Genomic DNA, 16,691 nt, shown 5'->3' with positions numbered 1-16,691 from the left:
GCGCGGGTGGTGCGTGCAGATGATGACACAGCCGGGCGGCGTGTCACCAATCGCGGCTTCCACGGTACTAGTCGGGCGGCCCGCAGAGCAAAGCGTCTTTCCGCGCCCGCAACGTCACGGCGTCAACGGCGTTAGACGCGGTAGAGCCCGTACGTGTTCGCGTACCCGGTATCCCGCACCCAGTGGAGCCCCGTCATGCTGCGCCGCCTCGTCCTCACCGCCGCCGCGTCCGTCGCCGCGCTGTCCGCCGCCCCCGTCGTCGCCCACGCCGACATGGGGCCCCTGCCCCTGCCGACGCCGGTCACCGGGCCGAGCCCCGACCGGCTCACGGTGACGGTCACCGATGCCGGGGACGGACGTGACGGAACGTTCGAGCTGGAATGCCACCCGACGGGCGGCACCCACCCGCAGGCGGAGGACGCGTGCGCGAGGCTCGACGAGGGCACCTGGGGCACTGACATCTTCGCGCCCGCGCCGGCCGGCGCGAACTGCACCATGCAGTACGGCGGCCCCGCCACCGCGCGCATCACCGGAACCTGGCACGGGCGGCCCGTCGACGCGACGTACAACCGCAGCAACGGATGCGAGATCTCCCGGTGGAACAAGCTCGTCCCGGTGCTGCCCGACGCGAACGCGTGACGTCAGCGCCTGGCACCGGCCGATCTGTTTTTGGCCACCCTTTGGTCCGGTTTCGGCCACGGACGAATCCGTCCCGCCGCCACCTCCTCGTGACCAGGCGGTACGGAAGCCTCACATCTTCTGCGTGCGACCTCCCTCTCATCCGGCGTCGCGCGCACAACCGCTCCCCGTAGACTCCCTCCCGTGACACGCCGCGGGTCGCGGGGCAAGATGGCCCGAGCGAGTCGGCAAGCAGCAGTAACCAGGGAGGAAGCGTCGTCGTGAGCAGCAGGCCATCCCGAGGCGCTGCTCGCCTCGCAGCCATACTCGACGCGCTCCCGGACGCGCTGGTCCTCGTGAACGCGAACGGGACCGTCGTGAACGCGAACGCCATCGCGCTGGAGGCGTTCGAGACGCCCGGCACCGCACTCGTGGGCCGCGGGCTCCTCGATCTGTTGCCGGAGTTCGACTCCCGGCTCATTCCCGGATCGATGCGCAGGCCCGAGGCCGTCGACGAGCGCGGGCGGACCAAGCCGACGCGGATGACCGCGCGGCGCACGGACGGCAGCGAGTTCCCCGTCGAGGTCACCAGCTCGAACCTCGAGGACATCCGGGACGCGTACGACAATTACGGCTACACCGGCGACGAGTTGCTCATGCTCGTCGTACGCGACCTTTCGGGCGCCGTGGACACCGAGGCCGAACTCGCGCGTTCCCAGCGGCAGACCGAGATGATCCTGCGCGCCGCCGCCGAAGGCGTCGTCGGCACGGACACCGACGGACGCGTCGTCCTCGTCAATCCGGCCGCCGCGCAGATACTGGGCTTCCGGGCCAGCGACCTGGGCGGCCAGGAACTGCACCATCTGGTGCTCCACTCCCGCGCCGACGGCGAGCCCTTCCCCTACGAGGAGTCCCCGCTCGCCGACACGCTCCGTTCGGGGCGCAAGCACCGGGTGCGCGGGCAGGTCCTGTGGTCCAAGAGCGGCGACCGGGTCGCGGTCGACCTGACGACGGCCCCTGTGCGGGACGGCGATCAGCTCGTCGGCGCGGTCATGACGTTCACCGACCGGCGCCCCTACGACGCGCTGGCCGAGGAGCACGAGGCCGCGATCGCGCAGCACGCGGCGGAGATGCAGGCCGCGACCGAGCGGCGCACGGAGGAGCTGCGGGCCGCGACCGAGCGGCATGCCGCCGAACTGGCCGCCGCCGCCGAGCAGCGCGCGGAGGAGATCGCCGCCGAGCAGGAACGGTACGCGGCGCTCGCCGAGCGCGAGAAGGACCGGTTCGAGGAGCTCGCAGAGCGCGAGAAGGCGCGGTACGACGCGCTGGCCGCGCGGCACGAGCAGCTGCTTGCCGTGCTCGGTTCGTCGTTGCGGGGTCCGCTCGACGAGCTGCGGCGCGAGCTGTCGGCCCTCGCGGCCGATGACGCCGGGCAGTTGTGGCCCGAGGCGAACCAGGTCCTTCACCATCTTTCCGCCGGGTACGCGCGCATCACCACGCTTGTCGACAATGTGCTGGGTTTCCAGTTGCTCGACTCGGGCACGGAGCAGCTCTCCCGCGTGAAGGTCATGCTCGACGCGGTCGTCGCGAGCGGCGTGGAGGGCGCGGTCGAGCTGATCGGGCCCGGACGCGCGCAGTTCGCGGTGCACGCGCCGCCGATCGAGGTCGAGGTGGACCCGGGGCGGCTCGCCACGGCGCTCGCCCACCTGGTCGCCGACGTGGCCGGGATCGACGCCACGGGCAACGCGCGTGCCGGTGCGGCCCCTTCGGCCGTGGCCGCCGGTGGGTACGTGGACTCGACCGTGGTCGTCGCCGCTGCTCAGCGCGGTGAGGTCGTACGCATCGAGGTGCGGGGGCCGTACGCCGGGGGAGACCCGGTGCACGAACCGATCGTCCGGGGCATCGTGCGGGCGCACGGCGGTGTGCTGCAGACGCATGAGGTGCCGGGGATGAGCGGCACTGCGTACGTTCTTGAGGTGCCGATCGGTGCGGGGGGCGGCACGGTCTCTGTTGCCGCCGCGGGTGCTGGTTCTGGTGCCGAGGTGACGGACGGGTCTGTCGGGTCTTCGGTCGTGGTGCCGGCGCAGGCGTCGCCCGCCACGGGTGGCGGTCGGCGCCGGGCCCGGCGGGCTGCCGGTCCCTCGGTCGACTCGTTCCTGGAGAGTTCGGGCTCCGAGGGTGCTACTTCGGGGGGCGGAACTTCTGGAGGCGGGACCGCGGCGGGTGCTGCCGGGGCTTCGCCCAGCGGGACCGGGCGGCGGCGTGGGCGGCGTGCGGCGGAGGCCGACGCGGCGGAGGCCGCGGCGGCTCAGGTCGCCGAGGCCGCGGCGTCGGTTGCTCCGGATGCACCCGTGCGGGGCGAGGGTGCGCAGCCCTCCGCCGTGCCTTCCGGTGCGCCTGCGGGTGTGCCTTCCGGTGGTACTGGGCGACGGCGTGGGCGGCCCAGCGCCGCCGAGGATGCCGCGGGGGCCGCTGGGTCTGCTGGGTCCGTCGGCTCCGTGGTGACCGCGGCCGAGCATGCCGCCGGGTCCGCGGCTCTGGGGCAAGCGGTTCCGCCGCAGGGCGTGCCGGTTCCCGCCGGTGGGGTGGCTCCTGCCGCTTCCGGCCAGCGGGCGCGACGGAACGACGAGCAGTTGGCGTTGCCGCCCGCTCTGCCTTCGGGTGGTGGCGGGCAGGAGGGTGTTGCCGCCGGGGGTTCCGGGGTCGGAGGTTCCGGGGTCGGAGGTTCCGGGGTCGGGACGGCTGTGGCTGTCGCCGGGCCGGGTGGCTCCGCCGGTGATGCGGGCGAGGCCTCGCCCCGTCCGACGGGGCGGCGTCGCCGTGCGCTGGCCGCGGCCAAGGAGCGGGCCGCTGCCGAGGAGGCTCCCAGCGGGCGCGTCTTCGCGCTGCCGCCCGCCTCCGCCGACCAGGACGACACGGGGCAGCACGAAGCGGCCCTGCACCACCCGGCCGACGACCACACCCCGCCGCAGCCGCACCCCGCGGAGGCGCCGACGGGCCGCCGCCGGTCGCGTCCGGCCCAGGGGCAGGTGCCGGGGCAGGTTGCGGAGCAGGGGCAGGTTCCGGGGCAGGTTGCTGAGCAGGGGCAGGTTCCCGGACCGGGGCAGGTACCCGGGCAGGGGCAGGTTCCCGGGCAAGGGCCGACGCCGGTGCCCGCAGCCGCCGGGCCTGCGGGGGACGCGCAGGGCACCCCGCCCGCCGGTGTTCCCTCGCGGCCCACCACGTACGCCGAAGGCACTCCGGCGCGGGGCGTCCACACGCCCGGCAGGGGTGTCGCGCTGCCGCCCGAGCGCGGGACCCAGGGTGGGCGGGCCGCGCAGCCGCTGCCCGCCGAGGCCGCGCCCGGTGACCCCAACTCGACGCAGGGGCGCGCGATCAGCGTGCGCACGCTCGGGCAGGGCGTGCCGTTCGGCCAGCAGATCGCCGAGCAGCAGCAGCGCCGTCTCGGGCTGCAGCAGGGCCAGGCTCCGGCCGCCCCGGGGGCAGCACCTCAGGCACCGCAGCCTCCGCTGCCCCCGCAGGCGCCCCCGGCTCAGCAGGCTCCTCAGCAGCCGCAGCCCCAGGGACCGGCCCAGGCCCAGCCCTCCGCTCCCGCCTCCGACGCCGCGCAGCAGCCCACCGCTGGCCCGCTCCCGGAGCAGGCGCCCGCGCAGCCCGCGGCTCAGGGGCAGGCGCAGGGGCAGGGGCAGGGGCAGGGGCAGGGGCAGGGGCAGGCGCAGTCCACCCTCGGCGGTTCCGTCGGCGGCTCGGGACGGCGCCGTAGGCTCTCCACTCCCCCCGCCCCGGCGGGCGACGACCGCTCCGAGGCCGCGGCCCGCCCGCACCCCCAGGCGCAGGCCCACCCGCAGTCCCGGATCGCGTCCTCCTCGGAGGGCACAGGACGCTCGTACGCGATCGGCGCACCGGACGAGGACGCCGACGAGGGCCCGGAGCCGCTGGACGGCCCCGGCGGTGCGGTCGAGGTCGCCAACCGGCCCCAGCCGCAGCCCATGGACGACGAACTGCCGCCCGAGCCGCTGGACAACCCGCGCCGCCTCCTCGTCTGGCCCGCGCCCGACGTCACCACGCAGCAGGCGCTGAGCGACCGCGGCTACCGTCCCGTCATCGTGAACTCCCGCGAAGAGGTCGACGCCCAGATCGCGGCCTTCCCCGCGGCCCTGTTCGTGGACCCGCTGACCGGACCGATCACGCGTACGGCCCTGCAGTCGCTGCGCACCGCCGCCGTGGCCGCCGAGGTTCCCGTGCTCGTCACGGCGGGACTCGGCCAGGCGACGCGCGAGGCCGCGTACGGCGCCGACCCCGCCGTACTCCTGAAGGCCCTCGCGCCCCGCGACAGCGAGCAGCACCCGCCGCGCGTCCTGCTCATCGAGGAGCACGAGGAGATCGCGCTCGCCCTGACCGCGACGCTCGAACGGCGTGGCATGCAGGTCGCGCGGGCCGAGAGCGACGCGGACGCGGTGACGCTCGCGGCGCAGATGCGGCCGAACCTGGTGGTGATGGACCTGATGCAGGTGCGTCGCCGCAGGGCCGGGATCATCGACTGGCTGCGCGCGAACGGCCAGTTGAACCGCACCCCGCTCGTCGTCTACACCGCCGCCGTCGACCAGACGGAGCTGCCCCGGCTCGCGGCGGGGGAGACGGTGCTGTTCCTCGCGGAGCGGTCGACGAGCACCGAGGTGCAGGGCCGCATCGTGGATCTGCTCGCGAAGATCGGCACGAACTAGGCTTCAGGCCTTTGAGCTTGAGTACGGCGATGCGCCGCTCCCTCGCGGGGGAGCGGCGCATCGCCGTACCGGTGACCGTGGGCGTCCGAGCTCGGTTCAGACCTCGGTTCGGAGCTCGGTTCAGAGCTTGGTGACGTCCAGATCCCCGTCCGCGTACTGCCTGCGCAGCACCTTCTTGTCGAACTTGCCGACGCTCGTCTTGGGCACGGCGGGCACGATCGCCCAGCGCTCGGGCAGCTGCCACTTGGCGATACTGCCCGCGAGGAAGTCGCGCAGGGCGGCGTACTCCAAACTCGCGCCCTCCTTCAGCACGACGGTGGCGAGCGGGCGTTCGCCCCACTTCTCGTCGGGCACGGCGACGACCGCGGCCTCCGCGACATCCGGGTGGGCCATGATCGCGTTCTCCAGCTCGACACTGGAGATCCACTCGCCGCCCGACTTGATGACGTCCTTCGCACGGTCGGTGAGCGTCAGGAAGCCGTCGGAGCTGATCACGCCGACGTCCCCGGTCTTCAGCCAGCCGTCCGCGCTGAACTTGTCCTCGGGCTTGAGCTCCTCGCCGCCCGCGCCGCCGTAGTACGCGCCCGCGATCCACGGCCCGCGCACCTCGAGCTCGCCCGCGGACTCGCCGTCCCACGGCAGGTGCTCGCCGCCGGGGCCTACCAGGCGGGCCTCGACGCCGGTCGGGAAACGGCCCTGGGTGAGGCGGTAGGCGAACTCGTCCTCGGTGCCGAGGGACTTGGCCGGCGGGCGGGCGACCGTGCCGAGCGGGGAGGTCTCCGTCATGCCCCAGGCGTGACAGACCCGCATGCCGAGCTTGTCGAACGCCTCCATCAGCGAGGGCGGGCAGGCCGAGCCGCCGATGGTGACCTGGCCGAGCGAGCTGACGTCGCGCGGCTTCGCGCTGAGTTCGGCGAGCAGACCCTGCCAGATGGTGGGGACGGCGGCCGCATGCGTGGGCCGCTCCGTCTCGATCATCTCGGCGAGCGGGGCGGGCTGCAGGAAACGGTCCGGCATCAGCATGTTCACGCCGGTCATCAGGGTCGCGTGCGGCAGGCCCCAGGCGTTGACGTGGAACTGCGGGACGACGACGAGGGAGGTGTCCGCGTCCGTCAGGCCCATGGACTCGCTCATGTTGACCTGCATGGAGTGCAGGTAGATGGAACGGTGGGAGTACACGACACCCTTGGGGTCGCCGGTCGTCCCGGAGGTGTAGCACATGGCGGCGGCCGTACGCTCGTCCAGCTCGGGCCAGTCGTACGCCGTGGGCTTGGCGGCGATCAGGTCCTCGTACTCGTGTACCCGCGCCTGGATTCCGGCCAGCGGCGAACGGTCGCCGGGCCCCGAGACCACGAGGTGCTCGACGGTCGGCAGCCGCGGCAGCAGGGGCGCGAGCAGCGGGATGAGGGAGCCGTTGACGATGATGATGCGGTCGGCCGCGTGGTTCACGATCCAGGTCAGCTGGTCGGCGGGCAGCCGGAGATTGAGGGTGTGCAGGACGGCGCCCATACAGGGGACCGCGAAGTAGGCCTCGACGTGCTCGGCGTTGTTCCACATGAAGGTCGCGACACGTTCGTCGCCGTCGACCCCGAGGTCCTCGCGCAGCGCGTGCGCCAGCTGGGCCGCGCGTTCACCGATCTCGCGGAAGCTGCGGCGCTGTGGCGTGGACTCGCCGGTCCACGTGGTGACCTGCGACGACCCGTGCACGGTCGTCCCGTGCCGGAGGATGCGGGTGACGGTCAGTGGTACGTCCTGCATCGTGCTCAGCACGGCGTCCTCCCGGTGGGCGCGCGGCATTCATCCGGGGCGGCTCCCGAATGACCTACCTGGCAGTAGGGCTCGCCAGATTCTTGCCGCATACCGCACGGTATGTCACTAGTCCGGGAGAAGAAAGGTGCGGCAGAGCTGCGGAGATCACCGGACCTTCACCGGACCGGCGTGAGCTCCGGGTCCTCGCGCAGCTTGCCGAGCGCACGCGACACCGCGCTCTTGACGGTGCCGATGGACACCCCGAGCACCTCGGCCGTCTGGGCCTCGCTGAGGTCCTCGTAGTACCGCAGGACGACCATCGCCCGCTGCCGCGCGGGCAGCTTCATGATCGCGCGCCACATCGCGTCCCTGAGCACCTGCTGCTCGGCCGGGTCCGCGACCGGCGTCACGTCGGGCTCGGGCAGCTCGTCGCAGGCGAACTCGTCGACCTTGCGCTTGCGCCACTGCGAGGTCCGGGTGTTCAGCAGGGCCCGGCGCACATAGCCGTCGAGCGCCCGGTGGTCCTCGATCCGGTCCCACGCGACATAGGTCTTGGTGAGGGCGGTCTGCAGCAGATCCTCGGCATCGCTCGGATTCGCGGTCAGCGAGCGCGCGGTGCGCAGCAACACGGGCTGACGTGCCCGTACGTACGACGCGAACGACGGATACGCCGAAGGACTCGCTGTCCGCGTCGCGGCCTTCGATGCGCTGGTGCACATGGGCACCATGGATACGGTCATGGCTCCACGCTAGAAGCGCCCCCTACTTCAGCGGATCGGCCGCAGGTCCCGAAGCGGTGTCCGCCTCAGGTTGTACGTGGGGTGGTAGCCCCACCTCCTGAAGGTGGAGGAGGCGGAGCACACCACTGAGGGTTCACCCCGGAGAGGGCCGCGCTCCCGGACTAGCCGATCCGGGCCACCGGCGCGTCCACGAGGTTCCGGTCGATCACGAGCCTGCGCCCGCCGTGCCGCTCCTTCACGTTCCCCGCGTACTGATGAATGCGCCGCTCAGGGCTCCACGCGTCGCGTCGCAGCACCGGCTCACGGTACAGATGCGGCCGCGTGTGCCAGCGCGCGAACCACATCACCGCCGGCAGATCCCGCACCCCTGCCCGCCGTGCCGTCTCCATGTGCCGTACGCCGGAATTCGCGCTGCTGTAGAACCCCGGGACGTACCCGAACCTGCGCACCTCGCGGTCCCAGGCCCGCACGAAGGACAGGGTGGTGGCGGCGCACTTCTTCTTCCGGTAGCTGTACGCCTCCATGTCCAGGTAGAGCGGGCTGAGCCGCCGCATCCCCAGCGCCTTCGCCTTGCTCACCGCGTGACGTCCCTCCTTCGTCCCCTGCCTCCAGGGGTGTCGTCCCATACGTACGTCCTTCTTGTGCTTGGCGATGACACAGGGCGACTGCGAACCGACGTACACCGGCAGCACCTTCCACCCCTGCCCCCGCACCGCGCGCATCCAGCGGCGGGTCAGCTCCGGCTGGCGCGGGCACGCACGGCCGCGGCCCGCGTAATAGACGCCCACCGCCTGGTAGTCGGATGCCTTCCAGCGGCGCATCGTCTCGACGGACGGGGCGAGGCAGGTGTCGAACGCCCAGCCCCGGAAGACCGAGACGGCGGCCGCCCACCCGGCCGCGGGGCTCCCCGCCCGGGAACCCTCGTCCCCGGGTCTGCTCACGGCGCCGGTCGGTGGCGCGCCCACGGCCAGAGTGGTCAGGGCGACGGCGAGGACAAGTCCCATCATCAGCTTTCGGCAGCGCATATGCCGAGTGAAGGGCCCGGGGCGCCCGCCATGCCCGGGACACGCGCCGCGTTCAGCCGTCCGCCGCCAGAATCAACCCTGATGTGGGCACTCCGGTCCCCGCGGTCACCAGCGTGCGCCCCGCGCCCGGTATCTGGTTCACGGATGTGCCGCGCACCTGCCGGACCGCCTCCGCTATGCCGTTCATCCCGTGCAGATACGCCTCCCCGAGCTGCCCTCCGTGCGTGTTCAGCGGCAGCCTCTCCTCGGCCACGAAGTCCGCCGCCTCCCCCAGCCCGCAGAAACCGAACTCCTCCAGCTGCATCAGCACGAACGGAGTGAAGTGGTCGTAGAGGATCCCCACGTCGATGTCGCCGGGTGCGAGACCGGAGCCGCGCCACAACTGCTTCGCCACCACGCTCATTTCCGGCAGCCCGCTCAGGTCGTCGCGGTAGAAGCTGGTCATCTGCTCCTGCGCCCGGCCCGCCCCCTGGGCCGCCGCCGTGATCACCGCCGGTGGCTGCGGCAGGTCGCGGGCCCGCTCCACGCTCGTCACGACGATCGCCTGCCCGCCGTCGGTCTCCTGGCAGCAGTCCAGGAGCCGCAGCGGCTCGACGATCCAGCGCGAGGCGGCATGCTCGGCGAGCGTGATCGGCTTGCCGTGGAAATACGCCGCCGGATTGGTCGCCGCGTACTTCCGGTCGGTGACCGCCACATGGCCGAACGCATCGGGGGTGAGGCCGTAGGTGTGGAGATAGCGCTGGGCCGCCATCGCCACCCAGGAGGCCGGGGTCAGCAACCCGAACGGCAGGGACCAGCCCAGCGCCGCGCCCTCCGCCGACGGCTCCCGGTGCTGCACGCCCGAACCGAAACGCCGACCCGACCGCTCGTTGAACGCGCGGTAGCAGACGACGACTTCGGCCACCCCGCTCGCCACCGCGAGCGCCGCCTGCTGGACGGTCGCACAGGCCGCGCCCCCGCCGTAGTGGACGCGCGAGAAGAACGACAGCTCCCCCATCCCGGCCGCCTGCGCGACGGTGATCTCCGGGTTCGTGTCCATGGTGAACGTGACCATGCCGTCGACGTCCTCGGGGCCGAGCCCGGCATCGTCGAGTGCGAGACCCACCGCCTCCACGGCGAGCCTGAGCTCACTGCGCCCCGAGTCCTTGGAGAACTCGGTGGCCCCGATCCCGACCACGGCGGCCTTTCCGCCGAGGAGGTCGCGTGTACGTACGCTCATGCCGCGCCCCCCGCCGGTGCCCCGCCGGGGACGGTGACGGTGACCGTGCCGGTGACGTGCCTGCCGATGCCGTTCGCCCCGACCACCTTGACCGTGGCCGTGTCACCGTCGACCTTCTCCACGGAACCGGTCAGCACCATGGTGTCCCCCGGGTAATTGGGGGCTCCCAGCCGGATCGCCACCTTGCGGAGGACCGCCTCGGAGCCGAAGTGGTCCGTGATGTACCGGCCGACCAGACCGTTCGTGGTCAGGATGTTCATGAAGATGTCGGGGGAGCCCTTCTCCTGTGCCGCCGTCGCGTCGTGGTGCACGTCCTGGTAGTCCCGCGAGGCGATCGCACCGGAGACGATCAGCGTCCGGGTCACCGGGATGGTGAGCTCAGGCAACTCGTCACCGACCCGCACACCGTCTCCGTCTCCTCCTCCGGCATACCGTCCCCCCGTCATGCCGCTCCCTCCTGTTGCTCCGGCTGTTGCTCCGGCTGTTGCTCCTGCTGCTGTTGCCGTTGCTCCGGCTGGCGCTCCGGCTCCTCTGTGCTTCCGGCGATCAAGTCGCCCATTTCCTGCAGGACTTCACTCCCGCACCCCAGGTACGCGTCCAGCTGCCGACCCCACAGGAAGTGCCGGTGAACGGGGTGATCGAGGTCGGCCCCCATGCCGCCGTGCAGATGCTGACCGGCGTGCACGACGCGCATTCCGCCCTCCGACGCCCACCACGCGGCGGTCAGCGCATGCGTGCCGTACTCCAGGCCCGCGTCGTGCCGCCAGGCCGCCTCGTACGCCGTGACCCGTATCGCCTCGGTGTCCATATGGGCGTCCGCCGCCCGCAGTTGAACCCCCTGCTTGGCCGCGAGTGGCCGACCGAACTGCTCCCGCTCGTTCGTGTACGCCACCGCGCGGGCCAACGATCCCGCGCACACCCCGGCCTGCAGTCCCGCGAAGGCGGTACGTGCGCTCGCCAGGACGTCCTCGTACGCCCCGTCCCCTCCGATCCGCTCCCCGGGGGTTCCGTCCAGGACCAGCCGCCCCGCCGCCCAGGGCGCGGTCAGCTCCACGGGCTCGGTCTCCGCGTCGGCCACCCGCACTCTCCACAGGCTGTGGCCGGCCCGCGGCGCCGGTTCGCGCACCGCCACCAGGACCTCCGTGGCATCCCGCAGCCACGGCACCCACGGCACCACCCCGGTCAGCCTGCCCGCCGTAGGCACTCCTGCCGCTGCACCACGCATCGTTCCGGTCCGCGCCCCCGCCGCTGCACCGGGCACCGCCCCCGCCTGTGCCCCGGGCACCGCTCCGGTCGATTCACCGCCCTGCGCCCCGTCCGTGAAGGCCACCACGCCACCCCGCGCCGGGAAAGCCCCCGTCGCGATCGCCGTCCCGTCCCGCAGCCCCGGCAGCAGCCTCTCCCGCTGCTCCTCCGTGCCATGCGCCGCCACCGCCAGCAGCCCGTAGACACAGCTCGCCGCGAACGGCACCTGTGCCGTCACTCTCCCCTGCTCCTCAAGCAGCAGCACGAGGCCGAGCAGCCCCACCTCCTCCACCGCGCCCGGCAGCCCCGCAGCGCACAACGCCTTCCACAGCTCGGCATCCGAGCCTGTCCCCGCCGCCGCGAGCCGCTCGGGCGTGGCCAGGTCCCCGAAGATCTCTCCGGCGAGATCGCGTGCGGCGGCCTGCTCCTCCGCAGGTGTGAAGTCCATGTCAGAGTCCGCCCCCTGCCATGCTCTCGACGGCCCGGAACACCGGAAGCTCCAACTCCGCGTCCACTTGCCGGAATTCGAGCCGCACCGGCTGCCCGATCCGCACCTTGTCGCTGGGCACCCCCACCACGTTGCTGACCATGCGCACGCCCTCCGCCAGCTCGATGAGCCCGACCGCGTACGGGGGATCGAAGGCGGGGAAGGGCGGATGGTGCATGACGACGTACGAATAGACCGTGCCCTCCCCGCTCGCCTCGACCGTGTCCCATGCGAGCGATCCGCAGGCGTTGCAGCCGGGCAGCCACGGGAAGCGCAGGGCCTGGCAGCCACCGCAGCGCTGGATCAGGAGCTGGTGCCGGGCCACTCCTTCCCAGAACCCCGCGTTGTCCCGGTTGATCACCGGGCGGGGTCGCTTGCCCTGGGTTTTCCGCTGCGCGGGTGCGTACTTCAGGATCCGGAAGCGGTGGGTCCCCGCCAGCTCGCCGCCCGCTCTGACGTCCATCCGGGTCGTGACGAAATGGCCCGTGCCCAGCTTGGTCGTCTTGCGCTCCGACACCGACTCGATGACCGCGTCGAAGGTGATCTCGTCCCCCGGCCGCAGCGCCCGCAGATACTCCTGCTCGCAGTCCGTGGCCACCACGGAGGTGTACCCCGCGCCGTCCAGGAGCGCGAACAGCTCGTCGTATGCCGCCGAACGCCCGTCGTGTCCGGAGAGCCCGCCCATGGTCCACGCCTGGAGCATGGTCGGCGGCGCGATCGGATCCGGCCCCGCATAGGCCGAGTTCGTGTCGCCCATGGCCTCGCACCAGTGCCGGATCATCGGCTCGTTGACCGGGTCCTTGCCCATCCCCGACGTGGCGGCTGCCCGCCCCTCGAACACCTTCAGCGTCTCGTGCGAAAGATCGGTCATCGCCGTCCCCTCCGCATCCCGAGGCGCATCGTCGCCACGATCTCCCGCTGCACCTCGCTCACCCCGCCCCCGAACGTATTGATCTGCGCCGCTCTGTTCATCCGTTCCAACTCCCCCTCACCGGCCGGGCCGAGCACCAGTGACCCGGGTGAACCGGCCCGGACCAGCCCCGCCTCGCCCGTGACTTCCTGACATATTCGGTACACCTCCACCGCCGATTCGGTTCCCACGAATTTCACGCCGCTGGCGTCTCCCGGCGCCAGCGCACCCGCCCCCACATCCCCCACCAAACGCCAGTTGAGCAGGCGCGTTGCCGCCAGCCGCGCCTGTGCCTCGGCCAGCCTGGAACGGACCCACGGAGCGTCAATCCGGCGCTCACCCGTCACCGGATCGGGTGTACGGGCGAAGGCGAGGGCCGCGGCGTAGAAATCCTCGGCCTGCATTCCGATCGCGGCGAGCGCCACCCGCTCGTGGTTGAGCTGGTTGGTGATGAGCCCCCAGCCGCCGTTCTCCTCGCCGACGAGGTTCGTGGCGGGCACGCGAATTCCGTCGTAGTACGTCGCCGTCGTCGTCAGACCGCCCACCGTCTCGATCGGCGTCCACGAGAAACCGGGTGCGTCGGTCGGCACGAGGATGATCGAGATGCCTTGGTGCTTGGGGGCTTCGGGGTCGGTGCGGCAGGCCAGCCAGATCCAGTCGGCGTTCTGGGCGTTCGACGTGAAGATCTTCTGCCCGTCGATGACCCACGTGCCCTCGGGCCCCTTGGACCCCTTGGACCCTGCGGGCCCCCCGGACCCTTCGGCACCGGGGTCCCCGGCCTCAGGAGGCCCCGCCGCAGGAGCCCCGACCTCGCCGGAAGCCTCACCCTCACGCACCGCCCGCGTCCGCAGCGAGGCCAGGTCCGTGCCCGCCGACGGCTCGCTGTACCCGATCGCGAAGACCAGGTCTCCGCTGAGGATGCGCGGCAGGAAGGCCGCCTTCTGCTCCTGGGTGCCGTACTTCATGAGGGTCGGCCCGACGGTGTTCAGGGTGACCATCGATACGGGCGCGCCCGCGCGGTACGCCTCGTCGAAGAAGACGAACTGCTCGTCGGGCCCGCGTCCTTGGCCGCCGTACTCGACCGGCCAGCCCAGGCCGAGCATGCCATCGGCCCCGATGCGCCGCAGCAGCCGCCGCTGCCCCTCCAGATCGCCCCCTTCGGGCGGACCTGCCGGCATCAGATCACGGAAGTAGGCGCGCAGTTCGGCACGCAGCTGCTGTTGGCGTTCGGTGGGGGCGAGGTGCACGGCGGCGGCCTCTCCTTCGCGTAAGGGCGTCGCACCGACAATGGTTTCTGACTGTCCGTCAGAAACTGTGGCGGTGTCAAGAGATCACGCTCCATACGCCTGCGGTCCGCCAGAGAAACGGACGCCCAGCACCTCGCGCGGCGAAAAGAGCCGCGACCGCCCTCCGAACACGCCTGCGCGGCGGTGCAGTTGCACCGCCGCGCAGAACGCCACACACCCCATCGAGCAGGCCCCGGGAGCTACCCCGGAGTGCCGTCACCTCACCAGAGGTGGGTGAAATTGACGGCGATGTTCTCGTTCGACTGGTCGATCGCCGTGAACGCCGATCCGTTCACCTGGGCGGTGTTGTTCTGGTTCGAGGCGCCCGAGCCGACGGCCTGCTGCTGCGACGTGTTCGAGTTGCCGCTGTTGTTGCCGCCGACGCCGCTGCCGTTGACAGTCGCCACGCCCGCATTCGATCCGTCGTTCGCGAAGGCGCCGTTGTCAGCCATCGCGACACCCGAGAAGAGTGCGGCAGCCAGGGGCAGGGCCGCGGCTGCAGCGATGACGCGGGCGGTACGGATGCTTGCCATGTCAATTCCTCCGTTACGGGGGTACGCACCGGCGATGTGCCGGTAGTACCTGAAGTGCTTCTTGTTCCAAGGCGGTTGGCCGACCGACTTGAGGGTTCTGCACGACGTCGCGAGTCCAGAGTTGCCCACCGAATCCCCGGCGAACCACCCCGGAAGCCCCAATTCCCCCGCAAGCGTGAGTACAAGTCGATAAACACGCTTCGCGCCCCATAGCCGCAGATCAGCCCCCACGACCGGGCCCAAACCCAGGCGCCGCAAGCGCTGAACCGTTCCGTCACTTCATGAAGATCGACGACCACACCCGCGTTTCGTCCGCGCGCCGCACCGCCCCCTCTTCCTTTCTTCGAACACTTGTACGAAAATGAAGCCATGGCCACCATCGACCGCCATGCCACCGCACTCGCACTCGCCCACGCCTTGTCCGCCGCCGAACGCGGCCTCGCCGTCATCCCGCTCTCCCGCAGCAAGCTGCCTGCGCTCCGCTCCCCTCACCACGAGCAGCCCGAACAGACCCCCTGTCACGGCGAATGCGGCCGCCTCGGGCACGGCGTGTACGACGCGTCGACCGACCCGTGGCGCATCCGCGAGCTCTTCACCGCGGCCCCTTGGGCCACCGGCTACGGCATCGCGTGCGGGCTGGCCCCCCACCACCTGATCGGCATCGACCTCGACACCAAGTCCGGTACGGACGCTCCGGCGGCCCTGCGGGAACTGGCGCTGCGCCATCTGTTCACCATCCCGCCCACGGTCGTCGTGGCGACCCCGAGCGGCGGCCGCCACATCTGGCTCGCGGGCCCGCCCGACGCCGTCGTCCCCAACTCCGCGGGGCGCCTCGCCCCCGGCATCGACATCAGGGGCGCGGGCGGCTATCTCGTCGGCCCCGGCTCGCGCACCGAGCACGGCGTCTACAGCGCCGTGGCAGGCACCGCCCATCTCCCTCCGGCGAACTGCCCGCCCGCCCTTCTGCGCCTGTTGACGCCCCCGCCCCGCGTCCACCACCCCACGCTCCCGCAGATGCCGACCCCGGTCCAACGGGGCCAGGGCCTGGTGCAGTTCGTGCTCGCCGCACACGAGGGCCAGCGCAACACCCGGCTGTTCTGGGCCGCCTGCCGCGCCTACGAGAACGGCATCGGCGAGACCCTGGCCGATGAACTCGCCGCTGCCGCGCTCCGGGTCGGCCTCACGGAACGGGAGGCCCGCTCGACGATCGCGTCGGCGGCGCGGCTGACGGGCCACGCGTGACGGAGACCCAGGCATGACGGGGCACGACGAGGCCCGACGAAGTAAGGGGCGTCCGCAGTGGCGGACGCCCCTTACTGCATGCGGTCTGGCGCACCCGGTCACTTGCCGAGCATCGACCGCACCGCCGCACGGTCGATGTTCGTCAGGGCGCGGACCAGCTTCGGGGTGAGGAAGACGATGACGAGGCCGAGCAGGGACGCCCCCGCGATCTGCACCGGCGACTCCAGGTAGAACTCGTGGCGCTCGCCGCCGGAGGTGTAGTCGAACACCCGGTAGCCGGGCCAGTCGAGGTAGCGCGGGAACACCCAGGAGTACGCCGGGAGGAGCGCGACCACCCAGCCGGTGACCAGGAACGTCACGCTGAGGACGAAGGACACGACCCGCGTCGGGAACGTCACGACCTGGAAGAGCAGCGCCCGCCAGCCCGCGCCGTCCGAGAGCCGTGCCCGCATCCCCGCCCACGCACCCGCCTCCCGCGGCGTCTCCACGGCAACGGGCCCGGCCACGTCGAGCCCCAGCTGCGACCGGGCCCGTCCCCTCTCGGCGGCCCCGAGCCCCCGCGCCCCGGCCAGCGCGACCGCGAGGACCGGAAGGCCGAGCACGGTGACGAACAGGCCCACGCCGAGCGAGAACATCGTCACGGCGAAGGTGAAGCCCACGATGGCGATGGGCAGCGACGCCACCGTGTAGCCGATCTCCCGGTACGTGGAGCCGGCGAACGGCGCCCGCCAGAAGCCCGGGGCCCCCGCGGAGCGCTCGGCGGAAGGAGCGGCAGGAACGGAGGGAGCGGCAGCAGCGGCTGCGTACGGACGGGCGCTGATGTTCATGACGGGCCTCTGATCTTCGCGGTGGGGACGTGCTGGGGACGTGCCGTGCTTCGTCCTCCACGATCGCGAATCCGAGCGGCCCGGAA

At 71.9% G+C, this 16,691-nt stretch carries 13 protein-coding genes; 3 read left to right on the top strand and 10 right to left on the bottom strand.

Annotated elements, in window-relative coordinates:
* Window positions 1-153 precede the first annotated feature (153 nt).
* A complete protein-coding gene (locus tag OG302_RS21720) occupies window positions 154-639 on the top strand; it encodes an SSI family serine proteinase inhibitor (protein ID WP_371528296.1) in 486 nt (161 codons plus the stop codon).
* A 260-nt stretch (window positions 640-899) separates the two neighbouring features.
* A complete protein-coding gene (locus tag OG302_RS21715; protein WP_371528295.1) occupies window positions 900-5,342 on the top strand; it encodes a PAS domain-containing protein in 4,443 nt (1,480 codons plus the stop codon).
* Window positions 5,343-5,462: 120 nt separating this feature from the next.
* Here OG302_RS21715 and OG302_RS21710 read toward each other — a convergent pair whose 3' ends face one another.
* The 9 genes from OG302_RS21710 to OG302_RS21670 all read right to left on the bottom strand — a co-directional run bounded on the left by OG302_RS21710 (window position 5,463) and on the right by OG302_RS21670 (window position 14,536).
* On the bottom strand, window positions 5,463-7,112 hold the full coding sequence (locus tag OG302_RS21710) for a long-chain fatty acid--CoA ligase (protein ID WP_371528294.1): 1,650 nt from the start codon (window positions 7,110-7,112) through the stop codon (window positions 5,463-5,465).
* A gap of 155 nt (window positions 7,113-7,267) precedes the next feature.
* Window positions 7,268-7,831 (bottom strand): SigE family RNA polymerase sigma factor, encoded by a 564-nt coding sequence (locus tag OG302_RS21705; protein ID WP_371528292.1) that lies wholly within the window; start codon window positions 7,829-7,831, stop codon window positions 7,268-7,270.
* Window positions 7,832-7,992: 161 nt separating this feature from the next.
* Window positions 7,993-8,856, bottom strand: coding sequence for a DUF1906 domain-containing protein (locus OG302_RS21700; RefSeq protein WP_371528291.1), 864 nt, complete (start codon window positions 8,854-8,856; stop codon window positions 7,993-7,995).
* A 52-nt stretch (window positions 8,857-8,908) separates the two neighbouring features.
* The gene (locus OG302_RS21695) at window positions 8,909-10,075 is read right to left on the bottom strand and encodes a lipid-transfer protein (RefSeq protein WP_371528290.1); all 1,167 of its coding nucleotides are present in this window, start codon (window positions 10,073-10,075) and stop codon (window positions 8,909-8,911) included.
* Window positions 10,072-10,479 carry a MaoC family dehydratase gene (locus tag OG302_RS21690; protein WP_371750190.1) on the bottom strand — a complete coding sequence of 136 codons (408 nt, stop codon included), beginning with the start codon at window positions 10,477-10,479 and terminating at the stop codon, window positions 10,072-10,074. Before OG302_RS21690 ends, OG302_RS21695 begins: the two co-directional genes overlap by 4 nt.
* A gap of 38 nt (window positions 10,480-10,517) precedes the next feature.
* Window positions 10,518-11,768, bottom strand: a complete 1,251-nt coding sequence (locus OG302_RS21685; RefSeq protein ID WP_371528289.1) for an acyl-CoA dehydrogenase family protein — start codon at window positions 11,766-11,768, stop codon at window positions 10,518-10,520.
* Window position 11,769: 1 nt separating this feature from the next.
* A complete protein-coding gene (locus tag OG302_RS21680; RefSeq protein ID WP_371528288.1) occupies window positions 11,770-12,678 on the bottom strand; it encodes a bifunctional MaoC family dehydratase N-terminal/OB-fold nucleic acid binding domain-containing protein in 909 nt (302 codons plus the stop codon).
* Window positions 12,675-13,964, bottom strand: coding sequence for an acyl-CoA dehydrogenase family protein (locus OG302_RS21675; RefSeq protein WP_371528287.1), 1,290 nt, complete (start codon window positions 13,962-13,964; stop codon window positions 12,675-12,677). Before OG302_RS21675 ends, OG302_RS21680 begins: the two co-directional genes overlap by 4 nt.
* 260 nt (window positions 13,965-14,224) lie before the next feature.
* Window positions 14,225-14,536 (bottom strand): hypothetical protein, encoded by a 312-nt coding sequence (locus tag OG302_RS21670; RefSeq protein WP_361828772.1) that lies wholly within the window; start codon window positions 14,534-14,536, stop codon window positions 14,225-14,227.
* A gap of 369 nt (window positions 14,537-14,905) precedes the next feature.
* On the opposite strand from OG302_RS21670, the gene OG302_RS21665 reads away from it, so the two are divergent.
* On the top strand, window positions 14,906-15,778 hold the full coding sequence (locus tag OG302_RS21665) for a bifunctional DNA primase/polymerase (RefSeq protein ID WP_371528286.1): 873 nt from the start codon (window positions 14,906-14,908) through the stop codon (window positions 15,776-15,778).
* A gap of 98 nt (window positions 15,779-15,876) precedes the next feature.
* Here the strand turns inward: OG302_RS21665 and OG302_RS21660 are convergent, their stop codons facing one another.
* Entirely contained in the window at window positions 15,877-16,605 is a 729-nt protein-coding gene (locus OG302_RS21660) for a sensor domain-containing protein (protein WP_371528285.1), read from the bottom strand.
* Window positions 16,606-16,691: the final 86 nt, after the last annotated feature.

Origin of the sequence: Streptomyces sp. NBC_01283, from assembly GCF_041435335.1 — a bacterium.
GTDB lineage: Bacteria > Actinomycetota > Actinomycetes > Streptomycetales > Streptomycetaceae > Streptomyces.
This window is presented reverse-complemented; position numbering and strand designations above follow the sequence as displayed.

Coding starts and splice junctions, on each gene's coding strand:
- OG302_RS21705 (WP_371528292.1), bottom strand. CDS start 7,831: ATGACCGTATCCATGGTGCCCATGTGCACCAGCGCATCGAAGGCCGCG.
- OG302_RS21700 (WP_371528291.1), bottom strand. CDS start 8,856: ATGCGCTGCCGAAAGCTGATGATGGGACTTGTCCTCGCCGTCGCCCTG.
- OG302_RS21695 (WP_371528290.1), bottom strand. CDS start 10,075: ATGAGCGTACGTACACGCGACCTCCTCGGCGGAAAGGCCGCCGTGGTC.
- OG302_RS21685 (WP_371528289.1), bottom strand. CDS start 11,768: ATGGACTTCACACCTGCGGAGGAGCAGGCCGCCGCACGCGATCTCGCC.
- OG302_RS21680 (WP_371528288.1), bottom strand. CDS start 12,678: ATGACCGATCTTTCGCACGAGACGCTGAAGGTGTTCGAGGGGCGGGCA.
- OG302_RS21670 (WP_361828772.1), bottom strand. CDS start 14,536: ATGGCAAGCATCCGTACCGCCCGCGTCATCGCTGCAGCCGCGGCCCTG.
- OG302_RS21665 (WP_371528286.1), top strand. CDS start 14,906: ATGGCCACCATCGACCGCCATGCCACCGCACTCGCACTCGCCCACGCC.
- OG302_RS21660 (WP_371528285.1), bottom strand. CDS start 16,605: ATGAACATCAGCGCCCGTCCGTACGCAGCCGCTGCTGCCGCTCCCTCC.